This window comes from Hoeflea sp. AS16, from assembly GCF_038900095.1.
Lineage (GTDB): Bacteria > Pseudomonadota > Alphaproteobacteria > Rhizobiales > Rhizobiaceae > Hoeflea.
In genome coordinates this window covers 1,064,681-1,082,827 of sequence record NZ_JBBMQQ010000001.1, presented here as the reverse complement: position 1 = coordinate 1,082,827, position 18,147 = coordinate 1,064,681, and the positions used below count along the sequence as shown (strand labels likewise).

17 protein-coding genes are annotated in these 18,147 nt (G+C 61.4%); 13 read left to right on the top strand and 4 right to left on the bottom strand.

The features are described from left to right. Positions 1 to 3 precede the first annotated feature (3 nt). From ntrC to hflX, 7 genes are all read left to right on the top strand, one after another. Positions 4 to 1,455 carry a nitrogen regulation protein NR(I) gene (ntrC, locus tag WNY80_RS05185; RefSeq protein WP_342886253.1) on the top strand — a complete coding sequence of 484 codons (1,452 nt, stop codon included), beginning with the start codon at positions 4 to 6 and terminating at the stop codon, positions 1,453 to 1,455. A gap of 201 nt (positions 1,456 to 1,656) precedes the next feature. Continuing rightward, on the top strand, positions 1,657 to 3,915 hold the full coding sequence (locus WNY80_RS05180) for a PAS domain-containing sensor histidine kinase (protein WP_342886318.1): 2,259 nt from the start codon (positions 1,657 to 1,659) through the stop codon (positions 3,913 to 3,915). Next, a complete protein-coding gene (locus WNY80_RS05175) occupies positions 3,905 to 5,269 on the top strand; it encodes a sigma-54 dependent transcriptional regulator (RefSeq protein WP_342886252.1) in 1,365 nt (454 codons plus the stop codon). The genes WNY80_RS05180 and WNY80_RS05175 overlap by 11 nt, the downstream gene beginning before the upstream one ends. 54 nt (positions 5,270 to 5,323) lie before the next feature. Further along, entirely contained in the window at positions 5,324 to 6,700 is a 1,377-nt protein-coding gene (gene trkA, locus WNY80_RS05170; protein ID WP_342886251.1) for a Trk system potassium transporter TrkA, read from the top strand. A gap of 4 nt (positions 6,701 to 6,704) precedes the next feature. After that, positions 6,705 to 8,174, top strand: a complete 1,470-nt coding sequence (locus tag WNY80_RS05165; RefSeq protein ID WP_342886250.1) for a hypothetical protein — start codon at positions 6,705 to 6,707, stop codon at positions 8,172 to 8,174. Between the two features lie 383 nt (positions 8,175 to 8,557). Then, the gene (gene hfq / locus WNY80_RS05160) at positions 8,558 to 8,806 is read left to right on the top strand and encodes an RNA chaperone Hfq (RefSeq protein ID WP_152008829.1); all 249 of its coding nucleotides are present in this window, start codon (positions 8,558 to 8,560) and stop codon (positions 8,804 to 8,806) included. Next, positions 8,781 to 10,199 (top strand): GTPase HflX, encoded by a 1,419-nt coding sequence (gene hflX / locus WNY80_RS05155; RefSeq protein WP_342886249.1) that lies wholly within the window; start codon positions 8,781 to 8,783, stop codon positions 10,197 to 10,199. Before hfq ends, hflX begins: the two co-directional genes overlap by 26 nt. Before the next feature lie 33 nt (positions 10,200 to 10,232). Here the strand turns inward: hflX and mazG are convergent, their stop codons facing one another. From mazG to WNY80_RS05140, 3 genes are all read right to left on the bottom strand, one after another. Continuing rightward, the gene (mazG, locus tag WNY80_RS05150; protein ID WP_342886248.1) at positions 10,233 to 11,054 is read right to left on the bottom strand and encodes a nucleoside triphosphate pyrophosphohydrolase; all 822 of its coding nucleotides are present in this window, start codon (positions 11,052 to 11,054) and stop codon (positions 10,233 to 10,235) included. A gap of 243 nt (positions 11,055 to 11,297) precedes the next feature. Beyond that, positions 11,298 to 11,714 carry a GFA family protein gene (locus WNY80_RS05145; RefSeq protein ID WP_342886247.1) on the bottom strand — a complete coding sequence of 139 codons (417 nt, stop codon included), beginning with the start codon at positions 11,712 to 11,714 and terminating at the stop codon, positions 11,298 to 11,300. 14 nt (positions 11,715 to 11,728) lie between these two features. Further along, entirely contained in the window at positions 11,729 to 12,331 is a 603-nt protein-coding gene (locus tag WNY80_RS05140) for a nucleoside deaminase (RefSeq protein WP_342886246.1), read from the bottom strand. 178 nt (positions 12,332 to 12,509) lie between these two features. On the opposite strand from WNY80_RS05140, the gene cysG reads away from it, so the two are divergent. The 5 genes from cysG to WNY80_RS05115 are packed head-to-tail and all read left to right on the top strand — an operon-like array spanning position 12,510 to position 16,836. Then, on the top strand, positions 12,510 to 13,955 hold the full coding sequence (gene cysG, locus WNY80_RS05135) for a siroheme synthase CysG (protein WP_342886245.1): 1,446 nt from the start codon (positions 12,510 to 12,512) through the stop codon (positions 13,953 to 13,955). A 10-nt stretch (positions 13,956 to 13,965) separates the two neighbouring features. Next, positions 13,966 to 14,289 (top strand): DUF2849 domain-containing protein, encoded by a 324-nt coding sequence (locus WNY80_RS05130; protein ID WP_342886244.1) that lies wholly within the window; start codon positions 13,966 to 13,968, stop codon positions 14,287 to 14,289. Positions 14,290 to 14,299: 10 nt separating this feature from the next. After that, positions 14,300 to 15,970, top strand: a complete 1,671-nt coding sequence (locus tag WNY80_RS05125; RefSeq protein WP_342886243.1) for a nitrite/sulfite reductase — start codon at positions 14,300 to 14,302, stop codon at positions 15,968 to 15,970. A 21-nt stretch (positions 15,971 to 15,991) separates the two neighbouring features. Further along, entirely contained in the window at positions 15,992 to 16,483 is a 492-nt protein-coding gene (locus WNY80_RS05120; RefSeq protein WP_342886242.1) for a DUF934 domain-containing protein, read from the top strand. Positions 16,484 to 16,500: 17 nt separating this feature from the next. Then, positions 16,501 to 16,836, top strand: coding sequence for a 2Fe-2S iron-sulfur cluster-binding protein (locus WNY80_RS05115; protein WP_342886241.1), 336 nt, complete (start codon positions 16,501 to 16,503; stop codon positions 16,834 to 16,836). A gap of 11 nt (positions 16,837 to 16,847) precedes the next feature. Here WNY80_RS05115 and WNY80_RS05110 read toward each other — a convergent pair whose 3' ends face one another. After that, on the bottom strand, positions 16,848 to 17,555 hold the full coding sequence (locus WNY80_RS05110) for an MBL fold metallo-hydrolase (protein WP_342886240.1): 708 nt from the start codon (positions 17,553 to 17,555) through the stop codon (positions 16,848 to 16,850). 153 nt (positions 17,556 to 17,708) lie between these two features. On the opposite strand from WNY80_RS05110, the gene WNY80_RS05105 reads away from it, so the two are divergent. Next, on the top strand, positions 17,709 to 18,068 hold the full coding sequence (locus WNY80_RS05105) for a helix-turn-helix domain-containing protein (RefSeq protein ID WP_342886239.1): 360 nt from the start codon (positions 17,709 to 17,711) through the stop codon (positions 18,066 to 18,068). The last annotated feature ends 79 nt before the right edge of the window (positions 18,069 to 18,147 follow it).

The following is an 18,147-nucleotide window of genomic DNA, read 5'->3' as shown; positions in this document are numbered from 1 at the left end:
CCGATGGGCAAAGCCACCATTCTAGTTGCCGACGATGACGCGGCGATCCGTACCGTTCTCAACCAGGCGCTGACCCGGGCAGGGTACGATGTGCGCATAACGTCCAATGCTGCAACGCTGTGGCGCTGGGTTTCGGCCGGCGATGGCGACCTTGTCATCACCGACGTGATCATGCCGGACGAAAATGCCTTTGACATGCTGCCCCGGATCCGCCGGGCACGGCCGGATTTGCCGGTGCTGGTGATGAGCGCGCAAAACACCTTCATGACCGCGATCAAGGCGTCGGAAGGTGGCGCCTATGATTACCTGCCCAAGCCGTTTGACCTGACCGAGATGATCGGCACCATCGGCCGGGCGCTGGCGGAGCCGCGCAAACTCACCGCACAGCCCGAGGAAACCACCGAGGGCATGCCGCTGGTCGGGCGTTCTGCGGCCATGCAGGAGATCTATCGGGTTCTGGCCCGGCTGATGCAGACCGATCTGACCCTGATGATCACCGGCGAGTCCGGAACCGGCAAGGAACTGGTCGCCCGTGCGCTGCACGACTACGGCAAGCGCCGCAACGGTCCGTTTGTCGCCATCAACATGGCCGCCATCCCGCGCGACCTGATCGAGTCCGAACTGTTCGGCCACGAGAAGGGCGCCTTCACCGGCGCGCAGAACAAGTCGACCGGCCGCTTTGAGCAGGCCGAGGGCGGCACCCTGTTCCTCGACGAGATCGGCGACATGCCGATGGATGCCCAGACCCGGCTTCTGCGCGTGCTGCAGCAGGGCGAATACACCACGGTGGGTGGCCGCACACCGATCAAGACCGATGTGAGGATTGTCGCCGCCACCAACAAGGATCTCAAGATCCTGATCAATCAGGGCCTGTTCCGCGAAGACCTTTTCTACCGGCTCAACGTCGTGCCCCTGCGCCTGCCGGCGCTGAGGGACCGAGCCGAGGACGTGCCGGACCTGGTGCGCCATTTCGTGCGCGGAGCGGTCGGCGAGGGGCTTGATGCCAAGAGGTTCGACGGCGAGGCGCTGGAGCTGCTCAAGGCCTATCCCTGGCCGGGCAACGTGCGCGAGCTGGAAAACGTTGTCCGCCGCGTGATGGCGCTTTATCCGCAGGACGTCATCACCCGCGAGATCATCGACAACGAGCTCAGGATTGAGTCGCCCGAACCGCCATCGCCGCAGGGCTCGACCTCGATGGGACCTGCCACGATCGCCCAGTCGGTGGAAGAAAACATGCGCCGATACTTCGCCGGTTTCGGTGAGGATCTGCCGCCATCGGGCCTCTATCAGCGAGTGCTGGAGGAGGTGGAGTATCCGCTGATCCTGGCGGCGCTCACCGCCACCCGCGGCAATCAGATCAAGGCTGCCGATCTGCTCGGTCTCAACCGCAACACCCTGCGCAAGAAGATCCGTGAACTCGGAGTGACCGTCTATCGCTCGCCCCGTCCGGTCTGACTTGGCCGCCAGCCGGGAACCGCTTGACAGATCTTGCCTGAAAGTTGCATTTTCGCCACATTCTGTTGCTTGTTCGCAACGGTTAAGCCCGAGGGCAAATGGAGTGGCAGGCAATAGATGGCAATCGACACGGCGTCCGGACCGGCTCATGCCGGTTTGACAGAAACCAGCCGGATTTCCAGCGAACCGGGGCGCGATTCCATGGGGCCTGAAGCCATGGATATTCGCGGGGAAACCACCGGCCGCCGCCGCAATCTGTTCACGCTTCCCGGTATTGCGCTTGTTGTCTCGGCATTCCTGAGTGCACTGGTCTCGTTCGCGATCCTTTTGGGGCTGACCCCCATCGAACCGGTCGATCAGGTCGTGCTCGGGGCCGTGGTGATCAACCTGATCTTCGTCATCGGGCTGGTGACGCTGGTGTTTCTCGAAATCCGCTCGCTGCTCAAGGCGCGGAAGCGGGGCAAGGCCGCAGCCAAGCTGCACATCCGGGTTGTCGGTCTGTTTTCGATCGTGGCAATCCTGCCCGCGATCCTTGTCGCCATTGTTGCCTCGATCACGCTCGATGTCGGGCTCGACCGCTGGTTCTCGATTCGCACCAAGTCGATCGTCAACTCGTCATTGTCGGTTGCTCAAGCCTATGTTCTTGAAAATGCGCGATTTTTGCAAGGCCAAACGGTGTCCATGGCCAATGACCTGGACAATGCGCGCTCGCTCTATTCGCTCGACCGGGTCGGATTTTCCCAGTTCATGACACGCCAGGCCACCGGCCGCGGCCTGCTCGGCGCCTTTCTTGTCCGCGAGGACGGCAGCGTCATCATGCAGGCCGACATCGAGACCGAACGGCCGCTACCGGCCGTGCCTGAACAGGCGCTTCAGGATGCGGTCAAGGGACAGCCGACGCTGATCCCGCCCGGTGTCACCAATTTGGTTGGCGCGCTGATGCCGCTGCAGCAGATCAGCGGCGCGCTTCTGTACACGGTGCGTGTGGTCGATCCCGAAGTCATGCGGTCGATGCGGCAGATGGAAGAGGCGACGCAGGAATACCAGACGCTGGAGCAGGGGCGGACATCGCTGCAACTGGCCTTCGGCATTCTCTACCTGGGCTTTGCGCTGATCGTGCTGTTGTCGGCGATCTGGACCGCGATCGCTGTCGCTGACCGGCTTGTCCGCCCGATCCGGGTGCTGATCGGTGCATCCGACGATGTTGCCAGCGGCAATCTCGATGTGGTGGTGCCGGTGCACGCCTCGGACGGCGATGTCGGGTCACTGGCGCAGACATTCAACAACATGATCGTGCAGATCCGCACCCAGCGTGACGAGATCCTGTCGGCAAAAGACCAGATCGATGACCGGCGGCGGTTCACCGAAGCCGTGCTGTCCGGGGTCTCTGCCGGTGTCGTCGGCGTCGATCACAATGGCTCAGTCACAATCGCCAACCGCTCCGCCTGCGAAATTCTCGGCGGCGGCGAAGCCGAGGTCATCGGCCATCATTTCACGCAGCTGGCGCCGGAGTTCGAGACCGTCATGGCGGAAGCCTCGATGCGGCCGCGCACGGCTGCCATGGCACAGGTCACGCTGCACCGTGGCGGCAAGGAGCGCACGCTCAACGTCAAGGTCACCCGCGAGCAAAGCCACGACGGGCTTGAATCCTTCGTTGTCACGCTCGATGACATCACCGACCTCCTGATCGCCCAGCGCTCGACAGCCTGGGCTGATGTGGCCCGGCGCATCGCCCACGAGATCAAGAACCCGCTGACGCCGATACAGCTTTCCGCCGAACGCATCCGCCGCCGCTATGGCAAGCAGATCCCCGACGATGACCGTGCCGTTTTCGACCAGTGCACCAACACAATCGTCCGCCAGGTCGAGGATATCGGCCGAATGGTCGATGAGTTCTCGTCTTTTGCCCGCATGCCCAAGCCCTCCAAGGTGCACACCGATTTGCGCGATATCCTCAAGGATGCGGCATTCCTGCGCGAGGTCAGCCGGTCCGATATTGAATTCAAGAGCGAGTTTCCCGACTTTCCGCTTGAAGGCGAGTTCGACCCGCGGATGCTGGGACAGGCCTTCGGCAATCTCGTCAAGAACGCCACCGAGGCGATCGACGCTGTTCCCTCCGATCAGGAACGCACGGGCAAGGTCATTATCCTGCGCGCGCAACTCTCGCCTGACGAGCGGGAGTACATCGTCGACATCATCGACAATGGCCGCGGCCTGCCTGGTGAAAACCGGCACCGGCTGCTCGAACCCTACATGACGATGCGCGACAAAGGCACCGGCCTGGGCCTGGCCATCGTCAAGAAGATCATTGATGACCATGGCGGCACAATCCAGCTGCGGGATGCGCCGGCCGACGTCGACGACGGCAAGGGCGCAATGATCACCGTCCGCCTACCGGTGGATGCGCAGGCCAGCAAAGAACAAGAAGAAAACGAAAGGGAACCGGCAGATGGCGTCTGACATTCTGGTCGTTGATGACGAAGCCGATATACGCGAAATCGTATCCGGCATTCTGGATGACGAAGGGCATGAAACCCGAACCGCGGCAGACAGTGATTCCGCACTGGCTGCGATTTCGGACCGCGTCCCGCGTCTGATCTTTCTCGATATCTGGCTGCAGGGCAGCCGTCTCGATGGTCTGGCGCTGCTTGACGAGATCAAGGCGCGCTATCCCGATCTGCCGGTGGTGATGATATCCGGTCACGGCAACATCGAAACCGCGGTCTCGGCAATCCAGCGCGGAGCCTATGATTTCATCGAAAAGCCATTCAAGGCCGACCGCTTGCTGCTGGTCGCCGAAAGGGCGCTTGAAACATCCAATCTCAAGCGGGAAGTCACCGAACTCAAGAAACGCTCTGGCGATCCGGTCGAACTGATCGGCACTTCGGTCGCTGTCTCCCAGCTCAAGCAGTCGATCGACAAGATTGCGCCGACCAACAGCCGGGTGATGATCCTCGGGCCTTCCGGGTCCGGCAAGGAGCTGGTTGCCCGGCTCATTCACCGCAAGTCGACGCGGGCAGGGGGGCCGTTCGTGGTGCTCAATGCGGCGGCGATTACGCCCGAGCGCATGGAAGTGGCGCTGTTCGGTACCGAAAGTGCGGCCAGCCACGAGCGCAAGGTCGGCGCGCTGGAAGAAGCGCATGGCGGCATTCTCTACCTCGATGAAGTGGCCGACATGCCGCGCGGCACCCAGAGCAAGATCCTGCGGGTGCTGGTTGACCAGCAGTTCGAGCGCGTTGGCGGAACCAAGCGGGTCAAGGTGGATGTGCGCATATTGTCATCGACTGCGCGCAACCTTGAGGAGCTTATTGCCGCAGGCGAGTTCAGGGAAGACCTGTATCACCGCCTTGCGGTGGTGCCTGTCCGGGTGCCCTCGCTCAGTGAACGGCGCGAGGATATTCCCTTCCTGGTCGATACCTTCATGCGCCAGATCTCCGAACAGGCGGGCATCAGAAACCGGCGGATCGGCGACGATGCGCTGGCCGTGATCCAGGCCCATACCTGGCCGGGCAACATCCGGCAATTGCGCAACTATATGGAAAGGCTGATGATTTTGGCCCGTTCCGATGGTCCGGATACCGTCATCAGCGCCGATATGCTGCCCGATGACGTTTCTGATATGCTGCCCAAGACTTCGGCTGCGGGATCCAATCACATCATGACGCTTCCCTTGCGCGAGGCGCGCGAATTGTTCGAGCGTGATTATCTCATCGCCCAGATCAACCGGTTCGGCGGCAACATTTCCCGAACCGCCGAATTTGTGGGGATGGAACGGTCTGCTCTGCATCGCAAATTGAAATCGCTTGGCGTATAAGCGGCGCGAAGCGGTTTAAGCCGCATCATTTCAACGGCGCAACAGGGGTCGTCTATGAAGGTCATCATTTGCGGTGCGGGACGGGTCGGTTACGGTATCGCCGAACGGCTGGCGGCCGAGGACAACGATGTCTCGGTGATCGACACCTCGGCCACTCTGGTCCAGGCCATCCGTGACACGCTTGATGTCAGAAGCTATGTCGGTCACGGAGCGCATCCCGATGTGCTCGCCCAGGCGGGCGCCGATCAGGCCGACATGATCATCGCGGTCACGCTCTATGACGAGATCAACATGGTGGCCTGCCAGGTTGCGCACTCGTTGTTCAACGTGCCCACCAAGATTGCCCGTATCCGCGCCCAGTCCTATCTCAAGTCGCACTGGGCGGATCTGTTCTCCCGTGACCACATGCCCATCGACGTGATCATCTCGCCGGAAGTCGAGGTCGGCCAGATGGTGCTGCGCCGCATCGCGCTGCCGGGCGCGACCGACGCGGTCCGGTTTGCCGATGACAAGGTGGCGATGGTTGCCATCGAGTGTCTCGAGGATTGCCCGGTGGTCAACACGCCGCTGGTTCAGCTCAGCGAGCTGTTCCCCGATCTGCTGGCTACCGTGGTCGGCGTCTGGCGCAACGAGAAATTGTTCGTGCCGCATTCCTCCGACCAGCTTGAAACCGGCGATCTGGCCTATGTCGTGTGTGACAAGGATCACGTCCGCCGCACGCTTGGCCTGTTCGGTCATGAAGAGCAGGAAGCCGGGCGCATCGTCATCGCCGGCGGCGGCAATATCGGCTATTATGTTGCCGCGGCAATCGAGGAGCGTCAGCCCAAGACCAAGGTCAAGATCATCGAAGCCGACCGCACCCGCGCGGTCTCCATCGCCGATTCACTCTCCCGCACCGTCGTGCTCAACGGATCGTCGCTCGACCAGAACATCCTGGTCGAAGCCGATATCCAGAATGCCGACCTGATGGTGGCGCTGACCAACGACGACCAGGTCAATATCCTGTCCTCGGTGATGGCCAAGCGGCTTGGCTGCAAGGCCAATCTGGCGCTGATCAACAACCCGTCCTACCAGACCTTCACCAAGACGCTGGGCATTGACGCCCATATCAACCCGCGCGCCGTCACCATCTCCAAGATCCTGCAACATGTCCGCCGTGGCCGCATCCGCGCCGTCTATTCGGTTCAGAAGGGGGCTGCGGAAGTCATCGAGGCCGAAGCGCTCGAAACCTCTCCGCTTGTGGGCAAGCCGCTGCGCAGCCTGGATCTGCCCGACGGTGTGCGTATCGGCGCCATTTACCGTGACAAGCAGGTGCTGCGTCCCGATGGCTCGGTCAAGATCAAGGCGAAGGATCGGGTGGTGATGTTCGCGGCGCTCGAATCCGTCCGTCATGTCGAGCAGATGTTCCGCGTAAGCCTCGAGTTCTTCTGAGCAAATGCTTGGTGTCCTGCACGTCCTGGCAGTCGCGGTCGCGGGGCTTTTCGCGCTCATCGTGCCTGCGGTCCTGTTCGCCATAGCCGACGGCATGCGCGACCTGGCGCTGTCGATGCTGCTGGTCGGCGCGCTTGGGGTTTTTGCGGCACTGATGGTGTTGGGTTCTATTTCGGGCTTCAGGCGCCCGTTGGGCCGGGCCTGGGGGTATCTGGCGCTCGTCGCCATGTGGGTACTGGTGCCGGTAATCGCCGCGGTCTCTTTCAAGACACTCGCCGGGATGAGCTGGATCGATGCCTGGTTCGAGGCGGTCTCGGCGCTGACCACCTCCGGAGCAACGCTTCTGTCGCGCGAAACCGCGCCGCAGGCGATCCTGTTCTGGCGCGCCACGGTCGAGTGGTATGGCGGTTTCCTGACGCTGCTGTCGATCATCCACGTGCTGGCTCCTGGCGGATTTGGCGGGTTGCCCGCCGGCGACCGCAGGGTGATCACCGGCAATGCGGCAAACATGACGGTTGATCTTGGAGATTTCCGTGAAGTGTTCGGGCAGTACCTGCTCGTCACCATCATCATTTTCGTCGGCCTGATGCTGGCTGGTGTGAACGGTCCCAATTCGGCGATGTTGTCGATGATCGTGATTGCCACAGGCGGATTTCTTCCCTTCGAAGGGGCGCTCGAAAATCATGCCGGGCCGCTGGCGCAACTGGTGCTGGCGATCGGGTTGGTGGTGGGCACCATCAGTGTCTTCTGGCGCCGCCGGTTGCTGCGCGCGCCGAAGCAGTTTTTCACCGGCAATCCGGAAGTGGTGGTGATTGCCGCCGTTATTGTCGTGGTCGCGGTGCTCTACGCCGCCCGCCTGTCGTCGGTGTCCGGCGGCGCCCCCCTGGTGCCGATCTTCATAGAAGGCCTGCTTGCCTCGACCTCCCTTGTCGCCACCAGCGGCATCGAGAGCCGGCCCGGCGTAATCGCGCTCTGGCCTGATCTCGCCGTGCTGATGATCGTGCTTGTTGGCGGCGGCATCTACTCGACAACCGGCGGCTTCAAGATATACCGGATTGTTGCGATGGCGGTTCATTCGGCCCGAGAACTCAATCAGCTGATCTATCCCAGCAGTGTGACAAACCTGCATTTTGGCAAGGAAATCATAGACGAAACCAGCATGCGGGCGATCTGGACCTATTTTTCGCTGTCGCTGCTGATCATCGCCTTCACCGCCATGGCACTGACATTCGAGGCCACCGACTTCGAAGGCGGTATCACCATGGCAATCGCGTTTTTCTCCAATGCCGGCCCGGTTTATGAAGCGCTGATTCCGCCTTCCTATGTCACCGCGCCCGATAACCAGCTCTGGCCCCAGTTCCAGGCGATGCCTGTGTCCGCCAAGGTGACAGCGGTGGTGGCCATGACACTGGGACGGCTGGAAGTCATGATCGTGTTTGCCGTCCTGAATGTCCGCTATTGGATGAGCCGCTAGAATTCTTCCCGGGTCTCTGCACTTGCAGGAATTCGCGCTCCGTCCCGCAATCGGCGCATTTGCGGGAACTGCACAAAAAATCTGTAAGTGCGCCACGTGGAAAATGCTGCGGCGTACTGCACCCGCGAAATCAAGTGTTTACAAAACTCCGCAACAATGGTCTTCTGTGCGCTGTTCGGACAAGCGAATTTCTGTCAGCGGCAAGACGACCATATCTGTCTGTCAGAGGGAGTGGGAATGTTCGGGACTTGACGTAACGTAAGCCTTCGGGGCTTCGGTGCGGCTTTTTCATTCTAGGAAAAAGGCGTTTGTCAGCAAGGTTCGGACAAGTGCGGTAATGACCTGCGGTTAGCGGGCAAGAAAAAGACGGATGAAAAAGCGCAATGGCGGAGCGTTCACAAAACCTGCAGGATCTTTTTCTCAACACGGTTCGGAAGCAGAAAATTTCCCTGACGATCTTCTTGATCAACGGGGTGAAGCTGACCGGTGTGGTCACGTCTTTTGATAATTTCTGTGTCCTGTTGAGACGCGATGGTCACTCGCAGCTTGTCTACAAGCATGCGATTTCGACCATCATGCCAAGCCAGCCTGTGCAGATGTTTGAAAATGAGGACGCCGCAAACGGCGCCTGACAGGACAACCAACATAGAAACCGTAGATAGCTCTGGCAATTTCAACGACGCGGACAGCAAGTCCGGCGTCACCCGTGCAATTGTGCTCGTTCCGGCCTTGCGCACGCGCAATGCTGCGCCCGGCAGCGGCCCCGACGGCGGCAATGTGGCCAAGCGGCCCGACACGCATCGCCGCGAAGAGGCGATAGGCCTCGCCGGCGCCATCGACCTTGAGGTTGCCCAAGCGCTGATCGTCCCGATATCCGATCCGCGGCCCTCGACGCTGTTCGGCAAGGGCAAGATGCTCGAGATCAAGGCGTTGATCGACGAGACCGGATCGCAACTGGTCATCGTCGACCATCCGCTGACCCCGGTGCAGCAGCGCAACATGGAAACCGAGTGGAAGGTCAAGGTGATTGACCGCACCGGACTGATTCTCGAAATTTTCGGCCGCCGCGCTTCCACCAAGGAAGGTGTGCTGCAGGTCGAGCTTGCCCATCTCAACTACCAGAAGGGCCGTCTGGTTCGCAGCTGGACCCACCTTGAGCGGCAACGTGGCGGCGGCGGCTTCATGGGTGGTCCGGGCGAAACCCAGATCGAGGCCGACCGGCGCCTGCTGCAGGAGCGGATCATCAAGCTCGAGCGCGAACTCGACCAGGTTCGCCGCACCCGCCAATTGCACCGCGCCAAGCGCAAGAAGGTGCCGCACCCGATCGTGGCGCTTGTCGGCTACACCAACGCCGGAAAATCGACGCTGTTCAACCGGCTGACCGGCGCAGAAGTTCTGGCCGAGGACATGCTGTTTGCCACGCTCGATCCGACGCTCAGGCGCATGAAGCTGCCGCATGGCGCCATGGTGATCCTGTCCGACACCGTTGGTTTCATTTCCAATCTTCCTACCCATCTGGTCGCAGCCTTCCGCGCTACGCTGGAAGAGGTGGTCGAGGCCGACCTGATCCTGCATGTGCGCGACATGTCCGATCCGGACCGCAATTCCCAGGCCGATGACGTCGAATCGATCCTGAAAAGCCTCGGTGTCGGCGAGAGCGGACCCAAGCGTATGCTGGAAGTCTGGAACAAGGTTGACCTGCTCGAGCCCGAGGCCGCCGAGGGCCTGAGAGCGCGCGCCGCTTCGAGCGAAGCCATCGTGGTCTCGGCGCTGAAAGGTGACGGCGTCGATACGCTGCTGTCGGTCATCGAGGAACGGATTTCCGGAGAGCTGACCACGCGAACCGTGCGGCTGTCAGCCGGGCAACTGCCGGTCATGTCGTGGATCTACGAGCGCGGCCGGGTCAAGGACCGCGTCGACCACGAGGACGGCTCGGTCGAGATCACCGCCGAATTTACCCTCTCCGACAACAACGATCTCGACCGCCAGCTTGGCCTGGGGCCGAAGCCGGAAGACGATTTCTGAGAATGGTTTTTGTGACTGGCGACGGTGCCGGTCTCAGGTCGGGGACTTGGCCGCCTGCCAGAGCGCTTCCATCTCTTCCAGCGTAGCCTCATTTGGCGTCTTGCCCTGTTTTGCGAGGCCCGCCTCGACGTGGGCAAACCGTGTCCGGAACTTGGTGTTGGTTGATCGCAACGCGTCTTCCGGATCGGCCTTGAGATGCCGGGCCAGGTTGGCGACGGCGAAGATCACGTCGCCCAGTTCGCCTGCCGCCTTGTCGGTCTCACCGCTGGCAATCTCTGCACGCAATTCCGAAATTTCTTCTTCGATCTTGTCGAGCACCGGGCCTGCAGCCCCCCAGTCGAAGCCGACCTGGGATGCAGCCTGTTGCAGCTTCAGCGCTTCCATCAGTGCGGGCAGGGCGCGCGGCACCCCGGTGAGTTGCCCCGGTGTCTCTGTCTCCGGCAAGCCCCGCGCGGCGCGGCGCAATGCGCGCTCGCGTTTCTCTTCGGCCTTGATCTCGGCCCACTGCGCCTTGACCTTGTCCGGCGTGTCGGCGTCCGAGCGTTCGAACACGTGCGGATGCCGCCGGATCATTTTTCGCGTGATCGCCTCGACCACATCCTCGAACGAGAACAGCTCCTGTTCCTCGGCCATGCGGGCATGAAACACCACCTGCAGCAGAAGATCGCCGAGTTCGTCGCAGAGATCCTCGGGATCGTTGCGCTCGATTGCATCTGCAACCTCGTAGGCTTCCTCGATCGTGTAGGGCTTGATGGTGGAGAAATCCTGCTTGATGTCCCACGGGCACCCGGTTTCGGGATGCCTGAGCGCCGCCATGATCTCGATGAGGCCGGAAATGTCGCGTGAGGGTTTCATGTCAGCATGCCGCGTTCTGGAGGATTTGATGTGTTCACTGAGGACAGTGAGGCAGCGTTTGATTGCAGGCCATGTGCGCAGTTCTCGGTAAGCTTCGCACACTATGGCGTGCTCAGGCGAGACTAGCCGAGCCGCATCGCACCCGCGACCGTTCTGCCGCGGGCACCGGTGTTGTCCACAGATCAGTCACCGATCCAGGCACTGGAGTGTCCGTCAGCTGGCCTGCCAGGTTACTCTGCCGGCCTATTGCGACGCTCCGGGAAGCCCGGCCAAAGTCGGGATTTGTTCCAGTTGCCGGTCCCATTCCGCCCGGTCCGCACAGCAGATATGCGCATCGGGCCGGCGGCTGACAGGGCTGTCGAGGCAGCCGGCCGGGACCGTCACCAGTCCGCTGTCGGCGTCGATACTCGGAACTGCCGAACCACATGTGCTGCAAAAGCTCTTCTGGTGCCGCGTCCCCGGAAGCCGGAAGGTTCTGACCAGATCCTTGCCGGTTGTCCAGATGAGGGTGGCGTTGGCCGAAAACAGGTTGGCCGCATGGGCGGTTCCCGTGTCCTTTCGGCAGCGCCGGCAGTGACACAGAAAGAAACCGTCGATGCTGCCCGACATCTCGAAACTGACGGCACCGCACAGGCATTCACCCTGACATGTAGTGGTCATCTCGTATCCTGCATTCAGTTGAGCGGTATCGCGTTGTCGTCCTTGCTTGCCTGGTAGGCTTCCGACAGCGCCGCATAGCGGTCGCGAATGCGTTTGGCCTGGTCAAGCAGCGGCTGCGCCTGCGCATCGGGCAGGGCGGCCATGATCTCGAACAGGCCGCGGCTCTTCCAGAACGCATTGTCATGATTGTAGCCGCCCGGCTCCAGACCGAAGACTTCCTTCAGCATCTTCAGGTCATGCGGAATGGCAAAGCTGTCGCGTGAATCCTGATGGCTGAAAAAATAGAAGAAATTGTCAAACCCGGCCCAGGCAATCGCCGACATGCACATGGTGCAGGGCTCATGCGTCGACAGGAAAATCATGTCCTTGGTGGATTCACTCTTTGAGACAGGGCTCTCGTAAAAGCACTTGAGAAGATGCACTTCGCCGTGCCACAGCGGGTTCTCGGTCTCGTTGTTGGTCTGCGCCATAACCAGCGACAAATCCGACTTGCGCAACAATGCGCCGCCAAAAACCTTGTTGCCTTTTGCCACGCCGGTTTCGGTCAGCGGCAGGATGTCGTGTTCCATGACGTCGAGCAGCCTGCGCACCAGGTCTGCGTTTTCCTTGATCTCCATGTGAGGGTCCAGTTTGTTTCGTCCGACCGCATGAGCTTGAGGCATCGCGGTTACGCTTTCTCCATAACCGGAATTTAGAGGTAAAAGAATATCTGTTCGCCCCGAACGGCAAATGTTTGTTCCTTCATTTGTTTCGCCGATTTCCTGAAAATGGCTCCAAATCAGGAGTTTGATCGAAATGGCGACGCAATCGGCGCAACTGACCACATTTCCCGCCTTCATGCGGGTGGACGCGAAAAAGGTGGCGATCTTCGGCAATGGCGCCGAGGCAGCGGCCAAGGCGCGCCTCGTCGCCAACACGTCGGCCGAGATCTCGATCTATGCGGATGCACCTGAAACAGAACTCCTCGACAGTCTTGCTCGTTTGGGCCTTGCAGCCGTGCGCGAACCCTATGCCGCCCATCAGATGGATGGTTCGACACTGGTGTTTGCCGCAACAGGTGATGCCGCGCAGGACCGCGCCATCGTCGCTGCCGCAAGGGAACGGCGGATCCCGGCAAATGCTGTCGATCAGCCCGACTATTGCGATTTCCTGACCCCGGCGCTGGTCAACCGCGCGCCGGTGGCCATTGCCATTGGAACCGAGGGCGCAGGCCCGGTTCTGGCCCAGATGATCCGCGCCCGCATCGACCAGATGCTCTCGCCGTCGCTTGGAACACTCGCTCGCCTGGCCGCCGATTACCGTGTTGCCGTTGATCGCTTGCTGCCGCGCGGTGTGGCGCGACGCGTCTTCTGGCGCCGTTTCTTTGAAGCCGATGTCGCCACCCATGTCGACAATGGTGACGTGTCTCTGGCCCGCCGTGCCGCCACCCGCATGCTGCGCGGCCGCGAACCGGTACCGGGTCACATCTGGCTGGTCGGCGCCGGACCTGGTGCGGAGGATCTGCTGACGCTGCGCGCCCAGCGCGCCATGATGGAAGCAGACGCGATTGTCTATGACGCGCTGGTGCCTGAAGCGGTTGTCGCTCTTGGCCGTCGCGACGCCGAGCGCCTCTCCGTCGGAAAACGCAAGGGTTGCCATTCCAAAAGCCAGAACGAGATCAATGATTTGCTGGTCCGTCTCGGCCGTGAAGGCAAGCGCGTGGTCCGGCTCAAATCCGGTGACCCGCTGATTTTCGGCCGTGCCGGCGAGGAAATGGCAGCACTGCGGGATGCTGGCATCTCGTTCGAAATCGTGCCGGGTATCACGTCTGCATTCGCGGCTGCCGCCGATTTCGAACTGCCGCTGACGCTTCGCGGTGTTGCTTCGTCACTGGTGTTCACCACCGGCCATGATCTCACCGGTAAAGCATTGCCTGACTGGGCCCGCCTGGCCGTCTCCGGCGCCACGCTTTGCGTCTATATGGGCCGCACGGTTGCCGCCAGCGTCGCTTCAAGGCTGATCGATGCCGGACTGCCCGCTGACATGACTGTCGCCATCGTCGAGAGCGCATCGCGCGGCGACCGCCGCCTGTTTCACGGAACGCTTGCCGATCTGCCGGCACTTGAGCACCGCACCGAGCTTGCCGGGCCGGTCATGGTGGTGATCGGCGATGCCGTTGCCGGTGCGAATTTCGACCATTCGACATCCATCGCGGCCGGTCAGCAAAACACTGCGCCCGCCACCCGAACCCAAGCCGCCTGAGGAGGCCACGATGAAAACCACTCAGACCAAAACCAAGGTTCTCACCGCAAACCGCCTGACCGACGGTATCTCCGTATGGCTCGGCGCCAATGGCGAATGGACCACTTCGCTCAAGGATGCGTTCCTGGCACGCCATGAGGATGCCGTCGCGGCAATCACCGCAGCCGGTGACCAGGCATTGGCCGATAACCGCGTGGTCGATGTCAATGTCATCGAGATCGAGGAAACGTCGAGCGGACCGCGCCCGTTCCGCTTGCGCGAACGCATCCGCGCCGACGGACCAACAATCGATTATGCGCCGGCTTCCGCCGCGCAGGCCTTTCAAGCCGCATAAGGACCATACGATGTATCGTTATGATGAATTCGACCACGCCTTTGTGGCAGCGCGTGTCAGCCAGTTTCGCGACCAGGTCGAGCGCCGGCTTTCGGGCGAGATTTCCGAGGATGCGTTCAAGCCGCTCAGGCTGATGAACGGCGTCTATCTGCAGCTGCATGCCTATATGCTGCGCGTTGCAGTCCCCTATGGCACGCTCAACAGCCGCCAGATGCGCAAGCTCGCCCATATCGCCCGCACCTATGATCGCGGCTACGGCCATTTCACCACCCGGCAGAACATCCAGTACAACTGGCCCGCCCTGTCCGATGTCCCGGCAATTCTTGAGGAACTGGCCGAAGTCGAGATGCACTCCATCCAGACCTCGGGCAATTGCATCCGCAATGTCACCGCCGACCATTTTGCCGGTGCTGCCGCCGACGAGGTGGCCGATCCGCGGCCCTATGCCGAGATCCTGCGGCAGTGGTCGTCGGTGCATCCGGAATTCTCCTATCTGCCGCGCAAGTTCAAGATCGCGGTGATCGCGTCCGGGCACGACCGCGCCGCGATCCAGACCCATGACATCGGCCTGCAGCTCAAGCAGGACGATCAGGGCCGGTTCGGCTTTGCCGTCTGGATTGGTGGCGGGCAGGGGCGCACGCCGCTATTGGCCAAGAAGATCAAGGATTTCCTGCCCGAATCCGATCTGCTGTCCTATGTGACGGCGATCGTGCGGGTCTACAATCTGCATGGTCGCCGCGACAACAAGTACAAGGCGCGGATCAAGATCCTGGTGCATGAAACCGGCGTTGAAGAGCTGACCCGCGAGATTGATGCCGAATGGGCGCATATCAGGGATGGCGAGCTGAAACTGCCTGAGGCGGACATTGCCGCGATCAATGCCTATTTTACCCCGCCCGAGCTTGTTGACCGCGCCGAAGGCTGGGGCGAGTTGGCTGCATGGAAGAAATCCGACCCCGGATTTGCCGACTGGGTTGGCCGCAATGTCGCCCCGCACCGGCATCCCGACTACGCCATGGTGACAATCTCGCTCAAACCCATCGGCGGCATTCCTGGTGACGCCTCGGCCGACCAGATGGATGCTGTCGCGCGCCTCGCCGGGGAATACGGACATGACGAGATCCGCGTCACCCATGAGCAGAACCTGGTGCTGCCACACGTGGCGCTGGCCGATCTCGAACCCTTGTACCGTGCGCTGCTGGCTGATGGTCTGGCGACAGCCAATGCCGGCCTGATCACCGACATCATCGCCTGCCCGGGGCTGGATTATTGCGCGCTTGCCAATGCCCGCTCGATTCCGGTGGCGCAGGAAATATCCAACCGTTTCGGCGATCCGGCCCGGCAGGCCGAAATCGGCGATCTGAAGATCAAGATCTCGGGCTGCATCAACGCCTGCGGGCATCACCATGTCGGCCACATCGGAATCCTCGGCGTCGAGAAGAAGGGCACCGAACTCTACCAGATCTCGCTTGGCGGGTCGGGTGACGAGAATGCCTCGATTGGCCAGATCACCGGCCGCGGCTTTGGTCCCGACGAGATCACCGATGCCATCGAGACCGTTGTCGAAACCTATCTCGCCAGCCGCTCCAGCGCCGACGAGACCTTCATCGAGTGCTACCGCCGCATTGGTGCCGATCCATTCAAGGCGGCGCTCTACAGCAGCGAAGCCGAAGCCGCCTGAGACAGGGCCCGGAGAATAGTCATGACTGTCATTTGGACACAAAACGGGATTGTCGAAAACGATCCGTGGGTTTCGGGCGCGGCAGAAGATCCGCCAAAGCTGCTGGGATTGGCCGAAGCGCTCGAACATGCGCAGGACAATGCGGCTTTTGGCGTGGTGCTGCAGCCCGCCGATGATGTGCGCAAGCTGGAACCGATTCTCGACCGGGTCGCCATCGTCGCGCTGACCTTTCCGGTTTTCAGCGACGGTCGCGGTTTTTCACAGGCCATGCTGCTCAGGCAGCGGCTCGGCTATACCGGAGAGCTTCGCGCGGTCGGCACAGTGCTGCTTGACCAGGTTCCGCTGATGCTGCGCACCGGGTTTGACAGTTTCGAGGTCGAGCATGTCCCGACGATCGAACGGTTGAGCAAAAAACGGCTGCCCGGTATTGATCTGCACTACCAGCCTGCGGCAGACAAGGCCGCGGCAACGCCAGGCTACAGCTGGCGCCGCACCGCAATCCTGAACGGCTGATCCGGGGAGACATCAGCATGCAAATACACGTCACCGACCAGACCGGAACCCGTCATACGCTTGAAGCGCTTGAGGGTTTCCGGGTGATGGAGATCATTCGCGACTGGGGGCTCAACATCAAGGCCGAGTGCGGCGGAGCCTGCGCCTGCGCCACCTGTCACGTCCATGTCGCTCCGGAATGGACCGGTCAGCTGCACCCGATGGAGGCCGAGGAAGAGGACATGCTCGACCAGGCCTTTGACGTGCGCGACAATTCGCGATTGTCCTGCCAGCTCTTGATGAGCGAAGAACTTGACGGTCTTGAAGTGACGTTGGCCCCCGGCACCGAGGATGGAGACCGCGCAGCGGCCTGAGCCGCTCCGCGTCAACTTCTTTTGAGCCGGCGAACATGGTTCGCGATGGCCTTTGCTCCGAGTGGCCCGCCATGGCCGAGATGAAACCGCACTGCACCCGCCGACAACAACTCTTCGAGTGAACCGGCGACGATCCGTGGATCTTCCTCGAACGGTGGCCGTTCGGGCCGCCCCCGCAAGGCGATGCCTCCGAGCAGAATGCCGGAGGCGGCCAGATCGCCGGCCAGCACATCGCCCGACGGCAACATCAGCGAAACCGACCCGGTGGTGTGGCCCGGCGTATGCAGGACAGTTCCAGAGAGGCCGAGGGTCTCCAGATCAAATGTTTTGCCCTCCACCGCGATATCGGCTGTCACTGGCGGGAAGGGACGCTCGATCGCACCGGTCAGGCGAAACAGCCTGCCGAAGAGCCGTGTCGGGCGCAGGATAGGCTTTTTCCCCATGCAGTAGTCTGTTTCAGCGGCATGATAGAGCACCTGCGCGCCGCTTAACCTGCGGATATTTGCTGCCGATCCCGCGTGGTCAATATGGCCATGGGTCAGAATGATCAGCTTGATGTCCTGCCATCCCAGCCCTTCGGCTTGCAGGGCCCGGTCAATGGTACGTTCCGAACCTGGCAGTCCGGTGTCGACGAGAATGGTGCCGCCGGGTCCGGTGACAAGAAATGCATTGAGCATGCCCCAGGGCAGGATGGGAATGGTTCTGATCGAGAAATGCATGGCAAGACCTTTGGTGACTGGCGTGGATACTGTCCGGCCTTTCTCTCTGGCCTGCAGACGGATTACAATTAGGCACAATTTTGATACCGGTTGGCGCCTCGGGGCTGGGTTTCCGTGACATCGACAGCATGGAGGACGTGATCAGTGATTTTGATGGAAACGAAACCCTGGCGCGGCATTGGCGACGATGACTGTCCGCTGTCTGATACGCTCCGCCTGCTGGGTGGCAAGCACACGACGATGATCCTGCATTGTCTCGTTCATGGCGATTTGCACTTTCTCGAACTCGGCCGCGCCCTGCCGAATGTGAGCCGCAAGGTGCTGACGGCCGAACTCCGGTCGCTGATCGAAGCTGAGATCCTGGTCAGGACAGAGGAAGGCGATGCGCTCGGCCGCGTGCGCTATGGTCTGTCGCCGCGAGGCCGTGAACTTGCAGCCATTCTGGGTCGGCTCTACGACTGGGCCATTGATGGCGGCGGCTACGAGCAGTCAAAACGCTGGAGCAACGCCTGAGCCTCCCGGCCGGAACGAAGCAATCATACGCATCGCCTTGGGAAGTCCCGGGCGGCGCAATCCCGACAGCTTGGCGTCG